The sequence below is a fragment of the Planctomonas deserti genome (assembly GCF_003067705.1).
GTDB lineage: Bacteria > Actinomycetota > Actinomycetes > Actinomycetales > Microbacteriaceae > Planctomonas > Planctomonas deserti.
Window position 1 is genome coordinate 303,405 of record NZ_QANL01000003.1, and the last position, 14,846, is coordinate 318,250.

Below are 14,846 nucleotides of genomic sequence, written 5' to 3' on the forward strand. Positions count from 1 at the left end.
CGTTGAGGCATGAACACTACAGCTCCCGGCGCCCGGCTCGTCGCCCGCGTCGACAGCGTCACCAAGTCCTTCGGCGTCGGCTCGAACACCGTCACCGCCCTCGACTCCGTCAGCCTCGGCATCCGGGCCGGCGAGTTCACCGCGGTCATGGGGCCGAGCGGATCCGGGAAGTCGACCCTCATGCACATCATGGCGGGCCTCGACACCCCGACGACGGGCCGGGTGTGGCTCGGCGACACCGACATCACCGGGCTCGACGACAGCGCCCTCACCCTCCTGCGCCGCCGTCACGTCGGCTTCGTCTTCCAGTCCTTCAACCTCGTGCCCACCCTCGACGTGCGCGGCAACATATTGCTGCCGTTCGAGCTGGACGGTCGCCGGCCGACGCGCGAGGAGCAGGACTGGATCGACCATCTGATCGGCAGCCTCGGCCTGTCCGCCCGGCTCGGCCACCGGCCGCACCAGCTCTCCGGCGGCCAGCAGCAGCGCGTGGCCATCGCCCGGGCGCTCGGCACGCGCCCTCACCTGGTGTTCGCGGACGAACCGACCGGCAACCTGGACTCGAGGAGCGGCCGCGAGGTGCTCGCGCTGCTCGCCACCGCCGCGCGCGAGTACGGGCAGAGCATCGCAATGGTGACTCACGACCCGCTCGCTGCGAGCGCCGCGGACCGGGTGATCTTCCTCGCCGACGGCAGCGTCGTCGACGACCGGGCTCGCTCCAGCGCCGAGGACATCTCGCGCTTCATGCTGGGCATGGAGGCGGCCGCGTGAGTGCCGGCATCTCCCTCCGGCGCGGCCGGGAGCACGTCTCCAGCCTGCTCGTCACGGCGCTGAGCGCGGCGTTCGGCGCCGGGCTCATCCAGGCGACCGGGTTCGTCAACGACCTGTACCGCGACGAGGAGGGCGGCGGCGAGACGCAGACCGCGCTCGTGGCCGTCGCGATGGTCTTCATCCTCCTGGCGCTGTACGTCGCCTCCATCGTGACCGCCAACACGTTCGGCACGATCATCGCGGGGCGTGCCCGCACCGTCGCTCTGCTGCGGCTCGTCGGGGCGAGCGCGCGCACCCTGCGGCGGGACGTGGCCCGCGAGGGTCTCGTGGTCGGACTCGTCGGCGCGCTCGGAGGCGCGATCGTGGGGGTCGGCGTCAGCCACGCCGCGCTCGCCTGGGGCGTGGCATCCGGGGTCATGCCGGAGGCCGCCTACCGCTCGGTGGACCCGCTGGTGCTGCTCCCCGTCGTGCTCGTGGTGCTGACGACGTGGACCGCCTCGCACGTGGGGTCGAGGGCTGTGCTGTCCGTGACCCCGATGCAGGCGACGGGGGCGGCGCAGGAGCGGAGCCACGAGGAGTCGGTGCGGCGCCCCGTGCGCACGGTGTTCGCGATCCTGTTCCTGGTCGGCGGTGCCAGCCTGCTCGCGCTCGGGATCCTGCTCGGGCTCGTGAGCCCGTTCGGCATCGTCGTCGCCTTCTTCGGCGGGGTCGGCTCGTTCACGGGCGTCGTGCTCGGCGCGCACTGGATCCTGCCCGCCGTGCTGCGGCTGGTGGGCCGCGCTCTCGGCCGCTCGGCCCCCGCGACGCTCGCCGCGGCGAACGCCGTCCGGTATCCGGAGCGGAGCACGCGCACGACGGTCGGCCTCGTCATCGGCGTGACCCTCGTGACCACGTTCGCGGTGGCCATGGCGACCTACCGGACGATCCTCCTGCGCGAGTTCGGCGGCGAGGACGTCGACGGGGTCCTCGCGGTCACGGTCGGCGTGCTCAGCGCGCTGATCGGCTTCTCCGGGGTCATCGCGGCCGTGGGCATGGTCAACAACCTCTCGCTGAGCGTGCTCCAGCGCACGCGGGAGCTCGGCCTGCTGCGCGCGCTCGGTTTCACCGCGCGCCAGGTGCGCGGCATGATCCTCGCGGAGAGCGCCCAGATGAGCGTCGCGTCGGTGGGCCTGGGCCTCGCGCTCGGCATCGTGTACGGCTGGGCGGCGGCGCAGTCCCTGCTCGGCAGCCTCTCGGGCACGGGACTCGTCTGGCCGACCATGCCCTGGGGCCTGCTCGCGATCCTGGTCGCCGGAGCGGCCCTGCTGGCCGGGCTCGCCGCGCTGGCGCCGTCGCGGCGGGCCACGGCCGTGTCACCCGTCGCGGCCCTTGCGGTCGACTGACCCGCACCCGTAGTCCCTGCCCAGGCAGAAGGATCCTGCCCAGTTTTTAGCTGGGCAGGATCCTCCTGCCTGGGCAGGAGCGCGTGAGACGCCCGCCACCCGGCACTCGGCACTGAGGCACCCCGCACCCGGCACCGCGTGGGGGCGGGAGCGGGGGCGGGTGCTACCCTGTTCTCGTGCTGTTCGGTCTGCTCCTTCTTAGCTGCCGCGACGAGTCCTAGTTCTCAGGCCTCCCTCGTCGCGGAGTTCGTCGTCGGCTGACCACCCCGTAGCGCGAGCAGAGGCTCGCTCCCAGCTGGAGCAATGATGAAGAACACACAGACCCCCTCGTCCATGCCGATCCACCGGTACCGTCCGTACCACGAGCAGATCCGGGTCGAGCTGCCCGACCGCACGTGGCCGACGAAGCGCATCACGACCGCGCCCCGCTGGTGCGCCGTCGATCTGCGCGACGGCAACCAGGCCCTCATCGATCCGATGAGCCCCGAGCGCAAGCGCATCATGTTCGACCTCCTGGTCCGGATGGGCTACAAGGAGATCGAGGTCGGCTTCCCGAGCGCGAGCCAGACCGACTTCGACTTCGTCCGCAGCCTCATCGAGGAGGACGCGATCCCGGACGACGTCACCATCCAGGTGCTGACTCAGGCCCGGGAGCACCTCATCCGCCGCACGTACGAGTCGATCGCCGGCGCCAAGCAGGCCATCGTGCACCTGTACAACTCGACGAGCGTGCTGCAGCGCGACGTCGTCTTCCGCACGGACAGGCAGGGCATCATCGACATCGCCCTCGAGGGCGCCCGGCTGTGCCGCGAGTTCGAGAAGACCATCCCCGAGACGGCCGTCTACTACGAATACTCGCCCGAGAGCTACACCGGCACGGAGCTCGAGTACGCCCTCGACGTGTGCAACCAGGTGCTCGAGGTCCTGGAGCCGACGCCCGAGCGGAACGTCATCATCAACCTGCCGGCGACCGTCGAGATGGCGACGCCCAACGTCTACGCCGACTCCATCGAGTGGATGTCGCGACACCTGAACCACCGCGAGAACGTGCTGCTGTCGCTGCACCCGCACAACGACCGCGGCACGGCGATCGCCGCCGCGGAGCTGGGCTACCTGGCCGGGGCCGACCGCATCGAGGGCTGCCTGTTCGGTAATGGCGAGCGCACCGGAAACGTCGACCTCGTCGCGCTGGGCATCAACCTGTTCACCCAGGGCATCGACCCGCAGATCGACTTCTCCGACCTGGACGGGATCAAGCGCACGGCGGAGTACTGCAACCAGCTGCCCGTGCCGGAGCGCAGCCCGTGGGCGGGCGACCTGGTCTACACCGCGTTCAGCGGGTCCCACCAGGACGCCATCAAGAAGGGCTTCGAGCGCATGGCCGAGGACGCGCATGCCAGCGGCAGGAGCCTCGACGAGATGGTCTGGGCGGTGCCCTACCTGCCGGTGGACCCGCGCGACCTCGGCCACTCGTACGAGGCGGTCATCCGGGTGAACTCGCAGTCCGGCAAGGGCGGCGTCGCGTACCTGCTGAAGACGGACCACGCTCTCGACCTTCCCCGCAAGCTGCAGATCGAGTTCTCCGGCGTCGTGCAGGCGAAGACGGATGCCGAGGGCGGCGAGGTCACGAGCGCGCAGATCTGGGCGATCTTCCAGGACGAGTACCTGCCCGCCCCCGTGGAACGCGCCGACGAGAAGTGGGGCCGGTTCGAGCTCACCCGCACGCGCACCGCGAGCGACCTGGGCGGCAGCGTGTCGCTCGAGGTCGAGCTGCGCGACGGCGACGGGGTCGAGGAGGCGCGCGCGGACGGCAACGGTCCGATCGACGCGTTCCTGCACCTGCTCGCCCAGCGCGGCGTCGAGGTGAAGCTCTTCGACTACTCGGAGCACGCTCTCAGCGCGAGCGGCGACGCCCTCGCAGCCTCCTACGTGGAGCTGCAGGTCAACGGCAAGCGCCTCTGGGGCGTCGGCATCGACGCCGACATCTCCACGGCATCGCTGAAGGCCATCGTCTCCGCCGTCAACCGCGCGATCCGCGCGGAGGCGCAGGAGCGCGAGCTCGTCACCTCCGTCTGAGCACCGGGTAGGGACGCGGCATCACGGCCGCTGAGCCTGTCCAAGGGACGCGACGCACGGGACGTCGCTTCGGCAGGCTCAGCGACCGTACCGGTGCGCCAGCCCGACCGTCGTCCTAGCGGCGGCGGGTGGGCAGGTGCCACAGCGGCAGCCGCCGCACCGGGAAGCGCAGCGGACCGAGCGCGCGCTGCTCCGGGAGGCTCCAGCCGAACCGCACGGCGAGGATCCGGATCACGGTCGTGACCGCGACGCCGATGGTCGCCGCCATCTCGATGGGCAGGCCGACGGAGACCGCGACCACAAGGGTCGCCGTGCCGACCAGCGCGGCGACCGCGTAGAGCGAGCCCACGTGCATGAGCGCGATCGGCAGGTTGAGCAGCATGTCGCGCACGACGGATCCGCCCACGGCGGAGATCACGCCGATGAACACGGCGGGCACCTCGGGCATGCCGAGCGCGAGCGCCTTGGTCGCCCCGATCGCGCCGAACAACCCGATCGTCAGCGCGTCGAGCACGGTGATGACGGTGTCGAGGCGCACGAAGATCCGCTCGAGCAGCATGCCCGCCAGCGCCGCGCCGACCGCGGCCAGCAGCAGCCAGTTGTTGCTGAGCGCCGCGGGCGTGACGTTCACGAAGACGTCGCGCAGGAGCCCGCCGCCGAGCCCGGACGCGGTGCCGATGATCGCGACCCCGAGCAGGTCGAGCCGCCGGTCGCGGAAGCCCGCGGCGAAAATGGCGCCCTGGAGGCTGCCGATCGCAACGGCCAGGATGTCCGCCCACAGAGGGATCGTGAACGGAGCGGCCATCCCTCCTTGATAGCACACGGATACATCGCGAGGACGAGGCGGCAGCGACCCGCGGCCGACGATTCTGGGGCCCCGCCGGCCGTAGCGTCGGCAGCATGAATCGACCCGATCTCCTCGGCCGGACGGGCCCGGCCGACACCGGTCCCGCACGCGTACCGGGGCCGCTGCGCCTGGTGCAGCCCGACGCGTCCATCGTCGCCCGCATCGACCACGCGGCCATCACGCACAACCTGCGCGTGCTGCGGCGGCACGCGCGCACCCCGCTCCTCGCCGTCGTCAAGGCGGACGGCTTCGGGCACGGAGCGATCGCGGTGGCGCGGACCGCGCTGGCGGCGGGCGCCGAGTGGCTCGGGGTCGCGACCGTCGACGAGGCGCTGGATCTGCGCCGCGGCGGCATCACCGCGCCGATCCTGGCCTGGCTCGTCGACCCGTGGGTGGATCTCGACGCCGCGGTCGCCGCGCGCGTCACGCTTTCCTGCCCGAACGTGCCGACGCTGGAGTCCGTGCTCGCCGCAGTCCGCAGGACGGGCACGCCCGCCGAGGTGCACCTCGAGGTGGACACGGGCATGGCTCGAGGCGGATGTGCGCGGGAGGACTGGCCGGAGCTCTGCCGGCGTGCCGCCCAGGTGCAGTACCTCGGCCCGGTGACGGTGACCGGGGTGTGGTCGCACCTCGGCTCCGCGAGCACCCCCGGCTGGCGTGCCGTCGCCCGCCCGCACCGCGCGTTCGTCGCGGCTGTCGAGCTCGCCCGCGGCGAGGGACTCGCGCCGTCCGTGCTGCACCTCGCCAACACCGCCGCCACCCTCGCGCATCCGCAGGCGGCGTTCGACCTCGCCCGCTGCGGGGCGGGCGTCTACGGCATCGACACGGTCACCGGTCGGCCGCACGGGCTGCGGCCCGCGCTCCGGCTGACGACCCGCGTGACGCAACTGCGCCGGGTGGGCGCCGGCGTCGGCGTCTCCTACGACCACGCCTACGTGACCCCCCGCGCGACGACCCTCGCGCTCCTGCCGGCCGGATACGCGGACGGCGTGCCCCGGGCGCTGTCCGCCGGGGGCACGGTGACGCTGGGCGGCACCCGCCGGCCGGTCGTCGGCGCCGTGTCGATGGATCAGCTCGTCGTGGACGTGGGCGATGCGCCTGTCCAGCTCGGGGACGAGGCCGTACTGCTCGGTGACCCGGCGGCCGGCGAGCCCGGCGTCGGCGAGTGGGCTGCGCTGGCCGACGAGCTGCCGCACGAGATCCTCACCGGCCTCGGCCGGCGCGTCGTGCGCCGACATGTGGGGGTGCCCGCGTGAGCGCGGCCCGGCCCACGGTGGCCGTGCTGTTCGGCGGGGCCAACTCGGAGCACGAGGTGTCCTGCTCGTCCGCGCGCAGCGTCGAGGAGCACCTCGACCGCGGTCGCTTTGACCCCGTCTTCCTCGGGGCAGACCGGCACGGCGGGTGGCACCGCGTCGATCGCGTCCGCGACCTCGCAGCCGTGAACCCCGTCGAGGGGCGACGGCTCCCGGACCTCGCCGGCGTCGACATGGTCCTGCCCGTGCTGCACGGCCGCTTCGGCGAGGACGGGACTCTGCAGGGGCTGCTCGAGCTCTCCGGCACCCCGTATGTGGGTAACGGCGTGCTCGCCGGCGCCATCGCGATGGACAAGTTCCGGTGCCAGCAGGTGCTCGGCGGCAGCGGCATCCCGACGGTGCCCACCGTCGTGATCGATCGCGCGAACCGGGCGCACGCGCAGAGGCTGGTGGACCGGGCGGCGGTCCTGGGCTACCCGCTGTTCGTGAAGCCGAACCGATCCGGCTCGAGCGTCGGCGCGACCCGGGTCGAGGACCCGGCCGACCTGTCGGCCGCCGTCGACGCAGCCCTGGCCCACGACGACGCGGCGCTGCTGCAGCCGTTCCAGGCCGGGGACGAGGTCGACGTCGCCGTGCTGCAACGGCCAGATGGGTCCCTCGCGGTCGCACCCCCGCTGCGCGTGCGGCTGAGCACGGACGCGTCGTACTTCGACTACGCGAGCAAGTACAGCCCGGGGTCCGTCGAGTTCGAGATCCCGGCGCGGGTGCCGACCACGGTCGCGGACCGGGTGTGCGCGCTCGCCCTGCTCGCCTTCGAGGCCCTCGGCTGCGAGGGGCTCGCGCGCATCGATTTCTTCGTGACCACCGACGGCCGGGTGCTGCTTAACGAGGTGAACACCATGCCGGGCCTGACGAGCCGCAGCCAGTTCCCGCGGATGTGGGCCGCCGCCGGGATGGGCTATCCCGACCTGCTGACCGCGCTCCTGAACCGGGCGTTCGCCGCGCGCGGAATCGCCGCGCCGGTCGGAACGGCCGCACCTGACCGCGACGCCCGGGTGGGCCGGGGATAATCGAGGGGTGCCGCTCTATCGTGATGAAGTCGTCGTGCTGCGCACCCACAAGCTGGGTGAGGCGGACCGCATCGTCACGATGCTCAGTCGGCAGCACGGCAAGATCCGCGCGGTCGCCAAGGGCGTGCGCCGAACCGCGTCGAAGTTCGGCGCCCGGCTCGAGCCGTTCATGGTCGCGGACGCCCAGTTCTACGAGGGCCGCACCCTCGACATCGTGACGCAGGCCGAGACGATCGGCTCCTACGGCGCGGAGATCACGCGTGACTACGGCAGCTACACCGCCGCGAGCGCAATGGTCGAGACCGCCGACCGCGTGACCGAGGACGAGGGGTCGCTGCAGCAGTACCTGCTGCTCGTCGGCGCGCTGCGCTCCCTGGCCCGCGGCGACCACAGCTCGGCCGCGACGCTCGACTCCTACCTCCTGCGGGCGCTGTCGCTCGCGGGCTGGGCACCCAGCTTCTCGGACTGCGCCCGCTGCGGCGCGCCGGGTCCGCACGACGCCATCGTGGTTCAGCTCGGCGGCGTGGTGTGCAACGCCTGCGCGCCCACCGGATCACCGCGGCCCGACGCCGCGACCATCGGGCTGCTCGCCGCACTGCTTACGGGCGACTGGGCCGTCGTCGACGCAGCGGGGGAGCAGACCCGGTCGAAGGCCAGCGGGCTCGTCGCCGCCTACACGCAGTGGCACCTCGAGCGCGGCCTGCGGTCGCTCGGGCATGTCGACCGCTCCGCCCGGCCCGCCCTTCCGGCCGCTGCCGCGCCTGCTTCCGCCGCCGCCGCCACCGCCGCCGCCGCCACGCCGCCCACGGTCGTGATCGGGCCCGTCGTCGTGGTGCCGGAGGCGCTCCCGGTCGCCGCTCCGAACCGGGTTTCGGCAACGACACCCATCTCGGGCGGTGCCAGCAAGCCCCCCGGGGTGACGCCCGTGGCGCCGGCGCCGGGAGCTTCCGCGTGAGCCCGGTGCGCAAGACCCACCGCGACGCCGTCGACTTCCGCCCGCTCGACTGGACCGGCATCTACCCGCCCGAGCTGCCCGCGGGCGCGGTGCCCGAGCATGTGGCCATCGTCATGGACGGCAACGGCCGGTGGGCGAACGGACGCGGCCTCACCCGCATCGAGGGCCACCGCGCGGGGGAGGCGTCGCTGCTCGACGTCGTCGCGGGCGCCATCCAGATCGGGGTGAAGCACCTCAGCGTGTACGCGTTCTCGACCGAGAACTGGAAGCGGTCGCCCGACGAGGTGCGCTTCCTTATGGGCTTCAACCGCGACGTGCTGCACCGCAGGCGTGACCAGCTCAACGAGTGGGGAGTGCGCGTGCGCTGGGCCGGGCGGTCGCCGCGCCTGTGGTCCTCGGTGATCAAGGAGCTACAGTTCGCGGAGCGCCTCACGGAGCACAACGACACCCTGACGCTCACGATGTGCGTGAACTACGGCGGCCGCACCGAGATTGCGGATGCGGTGCGCGGCATCGCGGAGGACGTGGCCGCGGGCAGGCTGAAGCCGTCCGGGGTGACGGAGAAGACCATCCAGAGCCGCCTGTACACGGCTGAGCTTCCCGACGTCGACCTCTTCGTGCGCAGCTCGGGGGAGCAGCGTACGAGCAACTTTCTGCTCTGGCAGAGCGCCTACGCCGAGATGGTGTTCCTCGACACCCTGTGGCCGGACTTCACGCGCCAGCAGCTGTGGGACGCCATCCAGCTGTACGCGTCGCGTTCCCGCCGTTTCGGCGGCGCCGTCGACGCCCCGAAGGCCTGACCGAGGACGCAGGGCCCCGCGAGCACGTTCCGAATTCAGGTTCCATTGCGACACGCCGCATCTGAGGGCCTTCATACGCGGCGTGTCGCAGGACAGCCTGAATCCGGAACGGGACGGGACGGGGACGGGGACGGGCAGGGGAGGGGACGGGGCCGGGGGCGGGCGGCTGGGGTCCGGAGGCTGGCGGGGAAGTCCGCCCGGTCGGGGCGGCCGACGCCGCCCCCATAGACTTGGCGAGACTTTTTCTCGGGCCGGGCATCCAGCTCGGCGGAAACAACTGGAGTGCAACACACGTGGCCAACGCATCGCGTCTCGATCCCGTCATCAACCTCGCCAAGCGGCGCGGATTCGTCTTCCAGGCGGGTGAGATCTACGGCGGCTCGCGTTCCGCCTGGGACTACGGGCCGCACGGCGTCGCGCTGAAGGACAACATCAAGCGCCAGTGGTGGCAGAGCATGGTGCAGGGCCGCGACGACGTCGTCGGCCTCGACTCCTCGGTGATCCTGCCCCGCCAGGTCTGGGAGGCGTCCGGCCACGTCGACGTCTTCACCGACCCGCTGGTCGAGTCGCTGCACACCCACAAGCGCTACCGCGCCGACCACCTGCTCGAGGCCTACGAGGAGAAGCACGGCCACCCGCCGGCCAACGGCCTCGCCGACATCCGCGACCCCGAGACGGGTCAGCCGGGCGCCTGGACCGAGCCCCAGAACTTCTCCGGCCTTCTGAAGACCTTCCTCGGGCCCGTCGACAACGAGCAGGGCATGCACTACCTCCGCCCCGAGACGGCGCAGGGCATCTTCGTGAACTTCGCCAACGTGCTCGGCGCGGCGCGCATGAAGCCCCCCTTCGGCATCGGCCAGATCGGCAAGAGCTTCCGCAACGAGATCACGCCCGGCAACTTCATCTTCCGCACGCGCGAGTTCGAGCAGATGGAGATGGAGTACTTCGTCGAGCCGGGCACGGACGCCGAGTGGCACCAGTACTGGATCGACCAGCGCTTCGCCTGGTACACCGACCTCGGCATCGATCCCGAGAACCTGCGCCTGTTCGAGCACCCGGCGGAGAAGCTGTCGCACTACTCGACGCGCACGGTGGACATCGAGTACCGCTTCGGCTTCCAGGGCAGCGAGTGGGGCGAGCTCGAGGGCATCGCGAACCGCACGGACTACGACCTCCGCACGCACGGCGCCGCCTCCGGCACTGAGCTGTCCTACTTCGACCAGAACAAGAACGAGCGTTGGATCCCCTACGTGATCGAGCCCGCGGCCGGCCTCACCCGCTCGCTCATGGCGTTCCTGGTCGACGCGTACTCCGAGGACGAGGCGCCGAACGCGAAGGGCGGCGTCGACAAGCGCACGGTGCTGCGACTCGACCGCAGGCTCTCCCCGGTCAAGGTCGCCGTGCTGCCGCTGTCCCGCAACGAGCGGCTCTCCCCGCTGGCCCGGGAGGTCGCCGCCGACCTGCGCAAGCACTGGAACATCGAGTTCGACGACGCGGGCGCCATCGGCCGCCGCTACCGCCGGCAGGACGAGATCGGCACCCCGTTCTGCGTCACGGTCGACTTCGACTCGCTCGACGACCGCGCCGTCACCGTGCGCGAGCGCGACACCATGGGCCAGGAGCGCATCTCGCTCGACCGGCTGAAGGGCTACCTGGCGGAGCAGCTGCTCGGCGCCTGACACAGGGCGACGGCGGATCCGGGCGGCGGATCAGCGCGCGTGCACGCGCGCTGATCGCCGCCACACCGGGCGCGCTCGCCCGAAGAGGTGGGCCGCATCTTGCGCTGCCCGCCTCCGTCGGCGAAGGTGAATCGAACCCGGAGGAGTCGACGGGCGGGCGGCGGCCCCGCTCCGCCCTCGACCTCCCCGACAACCGGCGCACCGGAGAATCGGGATCGACGACGTGAAGCACGCAATTCAGGCCCGCCCCTGGCTCGCCGTCGTGCTCGCCTTCCTGGCCGGGGCGCTCGTCGTCACGGTCGCCTGGGTTGCCGTCGCGACCGTCGATCGCGTCCGGGGAGCGGATCCCGGCCCGGCCGAGGCCGGTCCGTCGGAGTCCCCGGGCGGAAGCACGGCTTCGCCGGATGCGTCGAGCTCCCCGGCCCCGCCCGCGAACGCGGGCGAGGAGTGCCCCGATCCCACCGTCGAGGTGGGAACGGCCGACGAGCTCGAGGATGCGCTGACGGCGGCGCGCCCGGGCGACGTCATCGGCATCCGGCCCGGGGAGTACGTCGGCAACTTCGTGGCCCGTGCCTCCGGCACGCCGGAGCAGCCCATCCATCTCTGCGGCACCGCGGACGCGGTCCTCGACGGCGACGACGATGGCGACGGCTACGTCTTCCACCTCGACCACGCGCAGTACTGGGTGCTCGACGGCTTCTCCGTGACGAACGGGCAGAAGGGCGTCATGGCGGACGGAACCGTCGGGTCCGTGATCCGCGGGCTCACGGTCTTCGCCATCGGCGACGAGGCGATCCACCTCCGCAACTTCAGCACGGACAACGTCGTCCGCGGCAACACGGTCTCGGACACCGGTCGGAGCAAGAAGAAGTCGGGCGAGGGCATCTACATCGGCTCCGCCGAGAGCAACTGGTGCGACATCACCGACTGCGACCCCGACCTGAGCGACCGCAACATCGTCGAGGACAACCGCATCTCCGGAACCACGGCGGAGAGCGTCGACGTCAAGGAGGGCACGACCGGCGGCATCATCCGCGGCAACACGTTCGACGGCTCGGACATCTCAGCCGCCGACTCCTGGGTCGACGTGAAGGGCAACGGCTGGCTGATCGAGGGCAACACCGGCACGAACTCGCCGGGTGACGGCTTCCAGACCCACGAGATCCTGGACGGCTGGGGCACCGACAACGTCTTCCGCGACAACACCGCGACCGTGAACGGACCGGGCTTCGGCTACGCGCTCACCCCGGTGCTCGACAACGTCGTCGAGTGCAGCAACCGGGCCACCGGCGGCGACGAGGGCCTGGCCAACGTGGAGTGCGTCCGCGCGTAGCCCGTTTTCCCTCGCCGGGAATACCGGTCGAGGCCAGAGCGGTTGCCCCCTTCGTGAGCACCGATTCCCTCCCCGCCAACCCGCCCATCAAGGTCGACATCTGGTCCGACGTGCAGTGTCCCTGGTGCTACATCGGCAAGCGGAAGTTCGAGGCCGGCGTCGAGCGCTTCGGCGGCGCGGTGGACGTCGAGTACCACTCCTTCGAGCTCGCGCCGGACACCCCGGTGGACTACGAGGGCAGTACCCGCGACTACCTGAGCGCGCGTAAGGGGCTGCCGGCGGCGGACGTCGACCGGATGCTCGAGCACGTGACCGGCATCGCGGCGAGCGTCGGGCTCGACTACGACTTCGACGCCGTGCACCAGACCAACACGGTGCTCGCTCACCAGCTCCTGCACCACGCGAAGTCCAAGGGGCTGCAGGCCGAGATGAAGGAGCGGCTGCTCCGCGCCTACTTCGTGGAGGGCGCGCACGTCGGGCGGGTGGCGGACCTCGCGGACCTCGCCGCGGAGATCGGGCTCGACCGCGAGGACGCCGTGAGGGCGCTCGAGTCCGGCGAGCACCTCGCCGCCGTGAAGGCCGACGTCGCGCAGGCGGCCGCGTACGGCATCAACGGAGTGCCGTTCTACGTCATCGACGGGCGCTACGGCATCTCGGGCGCCCAGGACCCGGCCGTGTTCGCCCAGGCGCTCGATCAGGTCGCGGCCGAGCGCGCCGACGGCGCGTCGGTCCCCTCGGGAGCGGGCGCGTGAGCGACCCGGAGGTCGTCGCGGTCGCCGCGTCGCCACTGCGGATGCTCGGGGACGCGTTCGTGCCCGTGTGCGTGGACGACGCGTGCATCATCCCCGTGCCCTCGAACGCCGGGGACGACAGCCGCGATTAGTTGCGAACCCCTCCCGTCCCTTCGACAGGCTCAGGGACCGTGTAGGGCGTCCCTGGAAGCACGTCCCCAAGCGCCTAGAGCGGGTCGGTGATCTCCGCGACCGTGGCGCCGAGCGACTCGAGGAGCGCGTCGGCGTCCACGAAGAGGCTGTAGCCGTGCTCGCCCGCGCCCATCGCGATCCGGCGGCCGACGATGCCGGCGTCCGCGTACACCGGCCAGGCCGTCGTGCTGCCGAGCGGGGTGATGGTGCCTCGCTCGTACCCCGTCGCCTCGAGCGCCAGGTGCGGCTCGGGCAGACGCAGCTTGTTCACGCCCACAACGGCCCGGAGCTTCGGCCAGCTGATGCGCCGGTCGCCGGGCACGAGGGCGAAGAGGTACTCGCCGTCGTGACGTCGCACGACGAGCGACTTCACCAGCTCGCGGGGCTCGACGCCGAGCAGCCGCGCCGCGTGCGGCAGGTCGTCCGCCTCCGGGCGCCTGCGGAGCTCGATGTCGAGACCCCGTGCCGCGGCATCCACCACGACCCGTTCACGCCCTACGACCGACGACATTCCACCTCCTGGGGAGGCGTGCCCGTCCGGCTCAGCCTCATCTGGGACAATCGAGGGGTGACAACCCTCGCTCCCGCCGCGCCCAGCCTATCGATCGGCCCCATCGCGCTCGACGTGCCCGTCGTGCTCGCGCCCATGGCCGGCATCACGAACACGGCGTTCCGCCGGCTCTGCCGCGAGTTCGGCGCGGGCCTCTACGTGAGCGAGATGATCACCAGCCGGGCCCTGGTCGAGCGCACCCCGGAGTCGCTCCGGCTGATCACGCACCACGAGTCAGAGACGCCCCGGTCCATCCAGCTCTACGGCGTGGACCCGAAGACGGTGTCCGAGGCCGTGACGATGCTCGTCGCCGAGGACCGGGCGGACCACATCGACCTGAACTTCGGCTGCCCGGTGCCCAAGGTCACCCGCAAGGGCGGGGGAGCGGCGCTGCCCTGGAAGCTCGGCCTGTTCCGCGAGATCGTCGAGCGCGCCGTGGCCGCCGCCGGGCCGATCCCGCTCACGGTGAAGATGCGCAAGGGCATCGACTCCGACCACCTGACCTACCTCGAGGCGGGCAAGGCCGCGGAGGGCGCGGGCGTCGCCTCCATGGCGTTGCACGCCCGCACCGCCGCCGAGTTCTACTCGGGCTCCGCGGACTGGTCGGCCATCGCCACCCTCAAGCAGACCGTCACGACCGTCCCCGTGCTCGGCAACGGCGACATCTGGTCCGCCCAGGACGCGCTCCGCATGGTCGACGAGACCGGATGCGACGGCGTCGTGGTCGGCCGCGGCTGCCTCGGCCGGCCGTGGCTGTTCGGCGACCTGGCCGCGGCGTTCCGCGCCCGGGAGAACGGCGAGACCCTCGACGACTCCGCGCTGCACCGCCCGTCTCTCGGCATGGTCGCGCAGGCGTTCCGCAGGCACGCGGAGCTGCTCGTCGAGTTCTTCGACGACGAGGACCGCGGCTGCCGCGACATCCGCAAGCACGTCGCCTGGTACTTCAAGGGCTACCCGGTGGGCGGCGACCTCCGAGCCGCGCTCGCGACCGTCGGCAGCCTGCAGCAGCTCGACGACCTGCTCGCCACCCTCGACGTCGACCAGCCCTACCCGGGCGAGGCCGCCGAGGGCGCCCGCGGCAGGGCGGGATCGCCCAAGCGACCCGCCCTTCCCGACCGCTGGCTCGAGTCCCGCGACCTCGGCGCCACGCATCGCGGCGAGCTCGCCGAGGCGGAGCTGAGCACCAGTGGCGGATAGCCGCGTCGCG

Annotated in this window: 13 protein-coding genes and 1 pseudogene; 12 read left to right on the forward strand and 2 right to left on the reverse strand. The window is 71.9% G+C overall.

Features of this window, described 5'->3' with window-relative positions:
- The first annotated feature begins 9 nt into the window (after positions 1–9).
- The 3 genes from DAI20_RS12215 to leuA all read left to right on the forward strand — a co-directional run bounded on the left by DAI20_RS12215 (position 10) and on the right by leuA (position 4,229).
- The gene (locus DAI20_RS12215) at positions 10–771 is read left to right on the forward strand and encodes an ABC transporter ATP-binding protein (protein ID WP_108251186.1); all 762 of its coding nucleotides are present in this window, start codon (positions 10–12) and stop codon (positions 769–771) included.
- A complete protein-coding gene (locus DAI20_RS12220; protein ID WP_108251187.1) occupies positions 768–2,153 on the forward strand; it encodes an ABC transporter permease in 1,386 nt (461 codons plus the stop codon). Before DAI20_RS12215 ends, DAI20_RS12220 begins: the two co-directional genes overlap by 4 nt.
- A 306-nt stretch (positions 2,154–2,459) precedes the next feature.
- The gene (gene leuA / locus DAI20_RS12225; RefSeq protein WP_108251716.1) at positions 2,460–4,229 is read left to right on the forward strand and encodes a 2-isopropylmalate synthase; all 1,770 of its coding nucleotides are present in this window, start codon (positions 2,460–2,462) and stop codon (positions 4,227–4,229) included.
- A gap of 115 nt (positions 4,230–4,344) precedes the next feature.
- Here leuA and DAI20_RS12230 read toward each other — a convergent pair whose 3' ends face one another.
- Entirely contained in the window at positions 4,345–5,034 is a 690-nt protein-coding gene (locus DAI20_RS12230; RefSeq protein ID WP_108251189.1) for a trimeric intracellular cation channel family protein, read from the reverse strand.
- Positions 5,035–5,129: 95 nt separating this feature from the next.
- Here DAI20_RS12230 and alr point away from each other — a divergent pair, with 95 nt between their 5' ends.
- The 8 genes and pseudogenes from alr (at position 5,130) to DAI20_RS19100 (ending at position 13,049) form a co-directional block, all read left to right on the forward strand.
- Positions 5,130–6,332: an alanine racemase gene (gene alr, locus DAI20_RS12235; protein WP_108251191.1), complete on the forward strand. Its 1,203-nt coding sequence runs from the start codon at positions 5,130–5,132 to the stop codon at positions 6,330–6,332.
- Positions 6,329–7,399 (forward strand): D-alanine--D-alanine ligase family protein, encoded by a 1,071-nt coding sequence (locus DAI20_RS12240; RefSeq protein ID WP_108251193.1) that lies wholly within the window; start codon positions 6,329–6,331, stop codon positions 7,397–7,399. Before alr ends, DAI20_RS12240 begins: the two co-directional genes overlap by 4 nt.
- 7 nt (positions 7,400–7,406) lie before the next feature.
- A pseudogene (gene recO / locus DAI20_RS12245) lies at positions 7,407–8,132 on the forward strand (DNA repair protein RecO); the annotation flags it as partial.
- A 218-nt stretch (positions 8,133–8,350) separates the two neighbouring features.
- The gene (locus DAI20_RS12250) at positions 8,351–9,154 is read left to right on the forward strand and encodes an isoprenyl transferase (RefSeq protein ID WP_108251197.1); all 804 of its coding nucleotides are present in this window, start codon (positions 8,351–8,353) and stop codon (positions 9,152–9,154) included.
- Positions 9,155–9,447: 293 nt separating this feature from the next.
- On the forward strand, positions 9,448–10,833 hold the full coding sequence (locus DAI20_RS12255) for a glycine--tRNA ligase (RefSeq protein ID WP_108251199.1): 1,386 nt from the start codon (positions 9,448–9,450) through the stop codon (positions 10,831–10,833).
- A 223-nt stretch (positions 10,834–11,056) separates the two neighbouring features.
- A complete protein-coding gene (locus tag DAI20_RS12260) occupies positions 11,057–12,166 on the forward strand; it encodes a right-handed parallel beta-helix repeat-containing protein (protein ID WP_240606057.1) in 1,110 nt (369 codons plus the stop codon).
- Between the two features lie 53 nt (positions 12,167–12,219).
- Positions 12,220–12,918 (forward strand): DsbA family oxidoreductase, encoded by a 699-nt coding sequence (locus DAI20_RS12265; protein WP_108251201.1) that lies wholly within the window; start codon positions 12,220–12,222, stop codon positions 12,916–12,918.
- The gene (locus tag DAI20_RS19100; protein ID WP_306766476.1) at positions 12,915–13,049 is read left to right on the forward strand and encodes a hypothetical protein; all 135 of its coding nucleotides are present in this window, start codon (positions 12,915–12,917) and stop codon (positions 13,047–13,049) included. The genes DAI20_RS12265 and DAI20_RS19100 overlap by 4 nt, the downstream gene beginning before the upstream one ends.
- Before the next feature lie 74 nt (positions 13,050–13,123).
- On the opposite strand, the gene DAI20_RS12270 is transcribed toward DAI20_RS19100, so the two are convergent.
- Positions 13,124–13,600 carry an aminoacyl-tRNA deacylase gene (locus tag DAI20_RS12270; RefSeq protein ID WP_108251203.1) on the reverse strand — a complete coding sequence of 159 codons (477 nt, stop codon included), beginning with the start codon at positions 13,598–13,600 and terminating at the stop codon, positions 13,124–13,126.
- A 57-nt stretch (positions 13,601–13,657) separates the two neighbouring features.
- On the opposite strand from DAI20_RS12270, the gene dusB reads away from it, so the two are divergent.
- A complete protein-coding gene (dusB, locus tag DAI20_RS12275) occupies positions 13,658–14,836 on the forward strand; it encodes a tRNA dihydrouridine synthase DusB (RefSeq protein WP_108251205.1) in 1,179 nt (392 codons plus the stop codon).
- Positions 14,837–14,846: the final 10 nt, after the last annotated feature.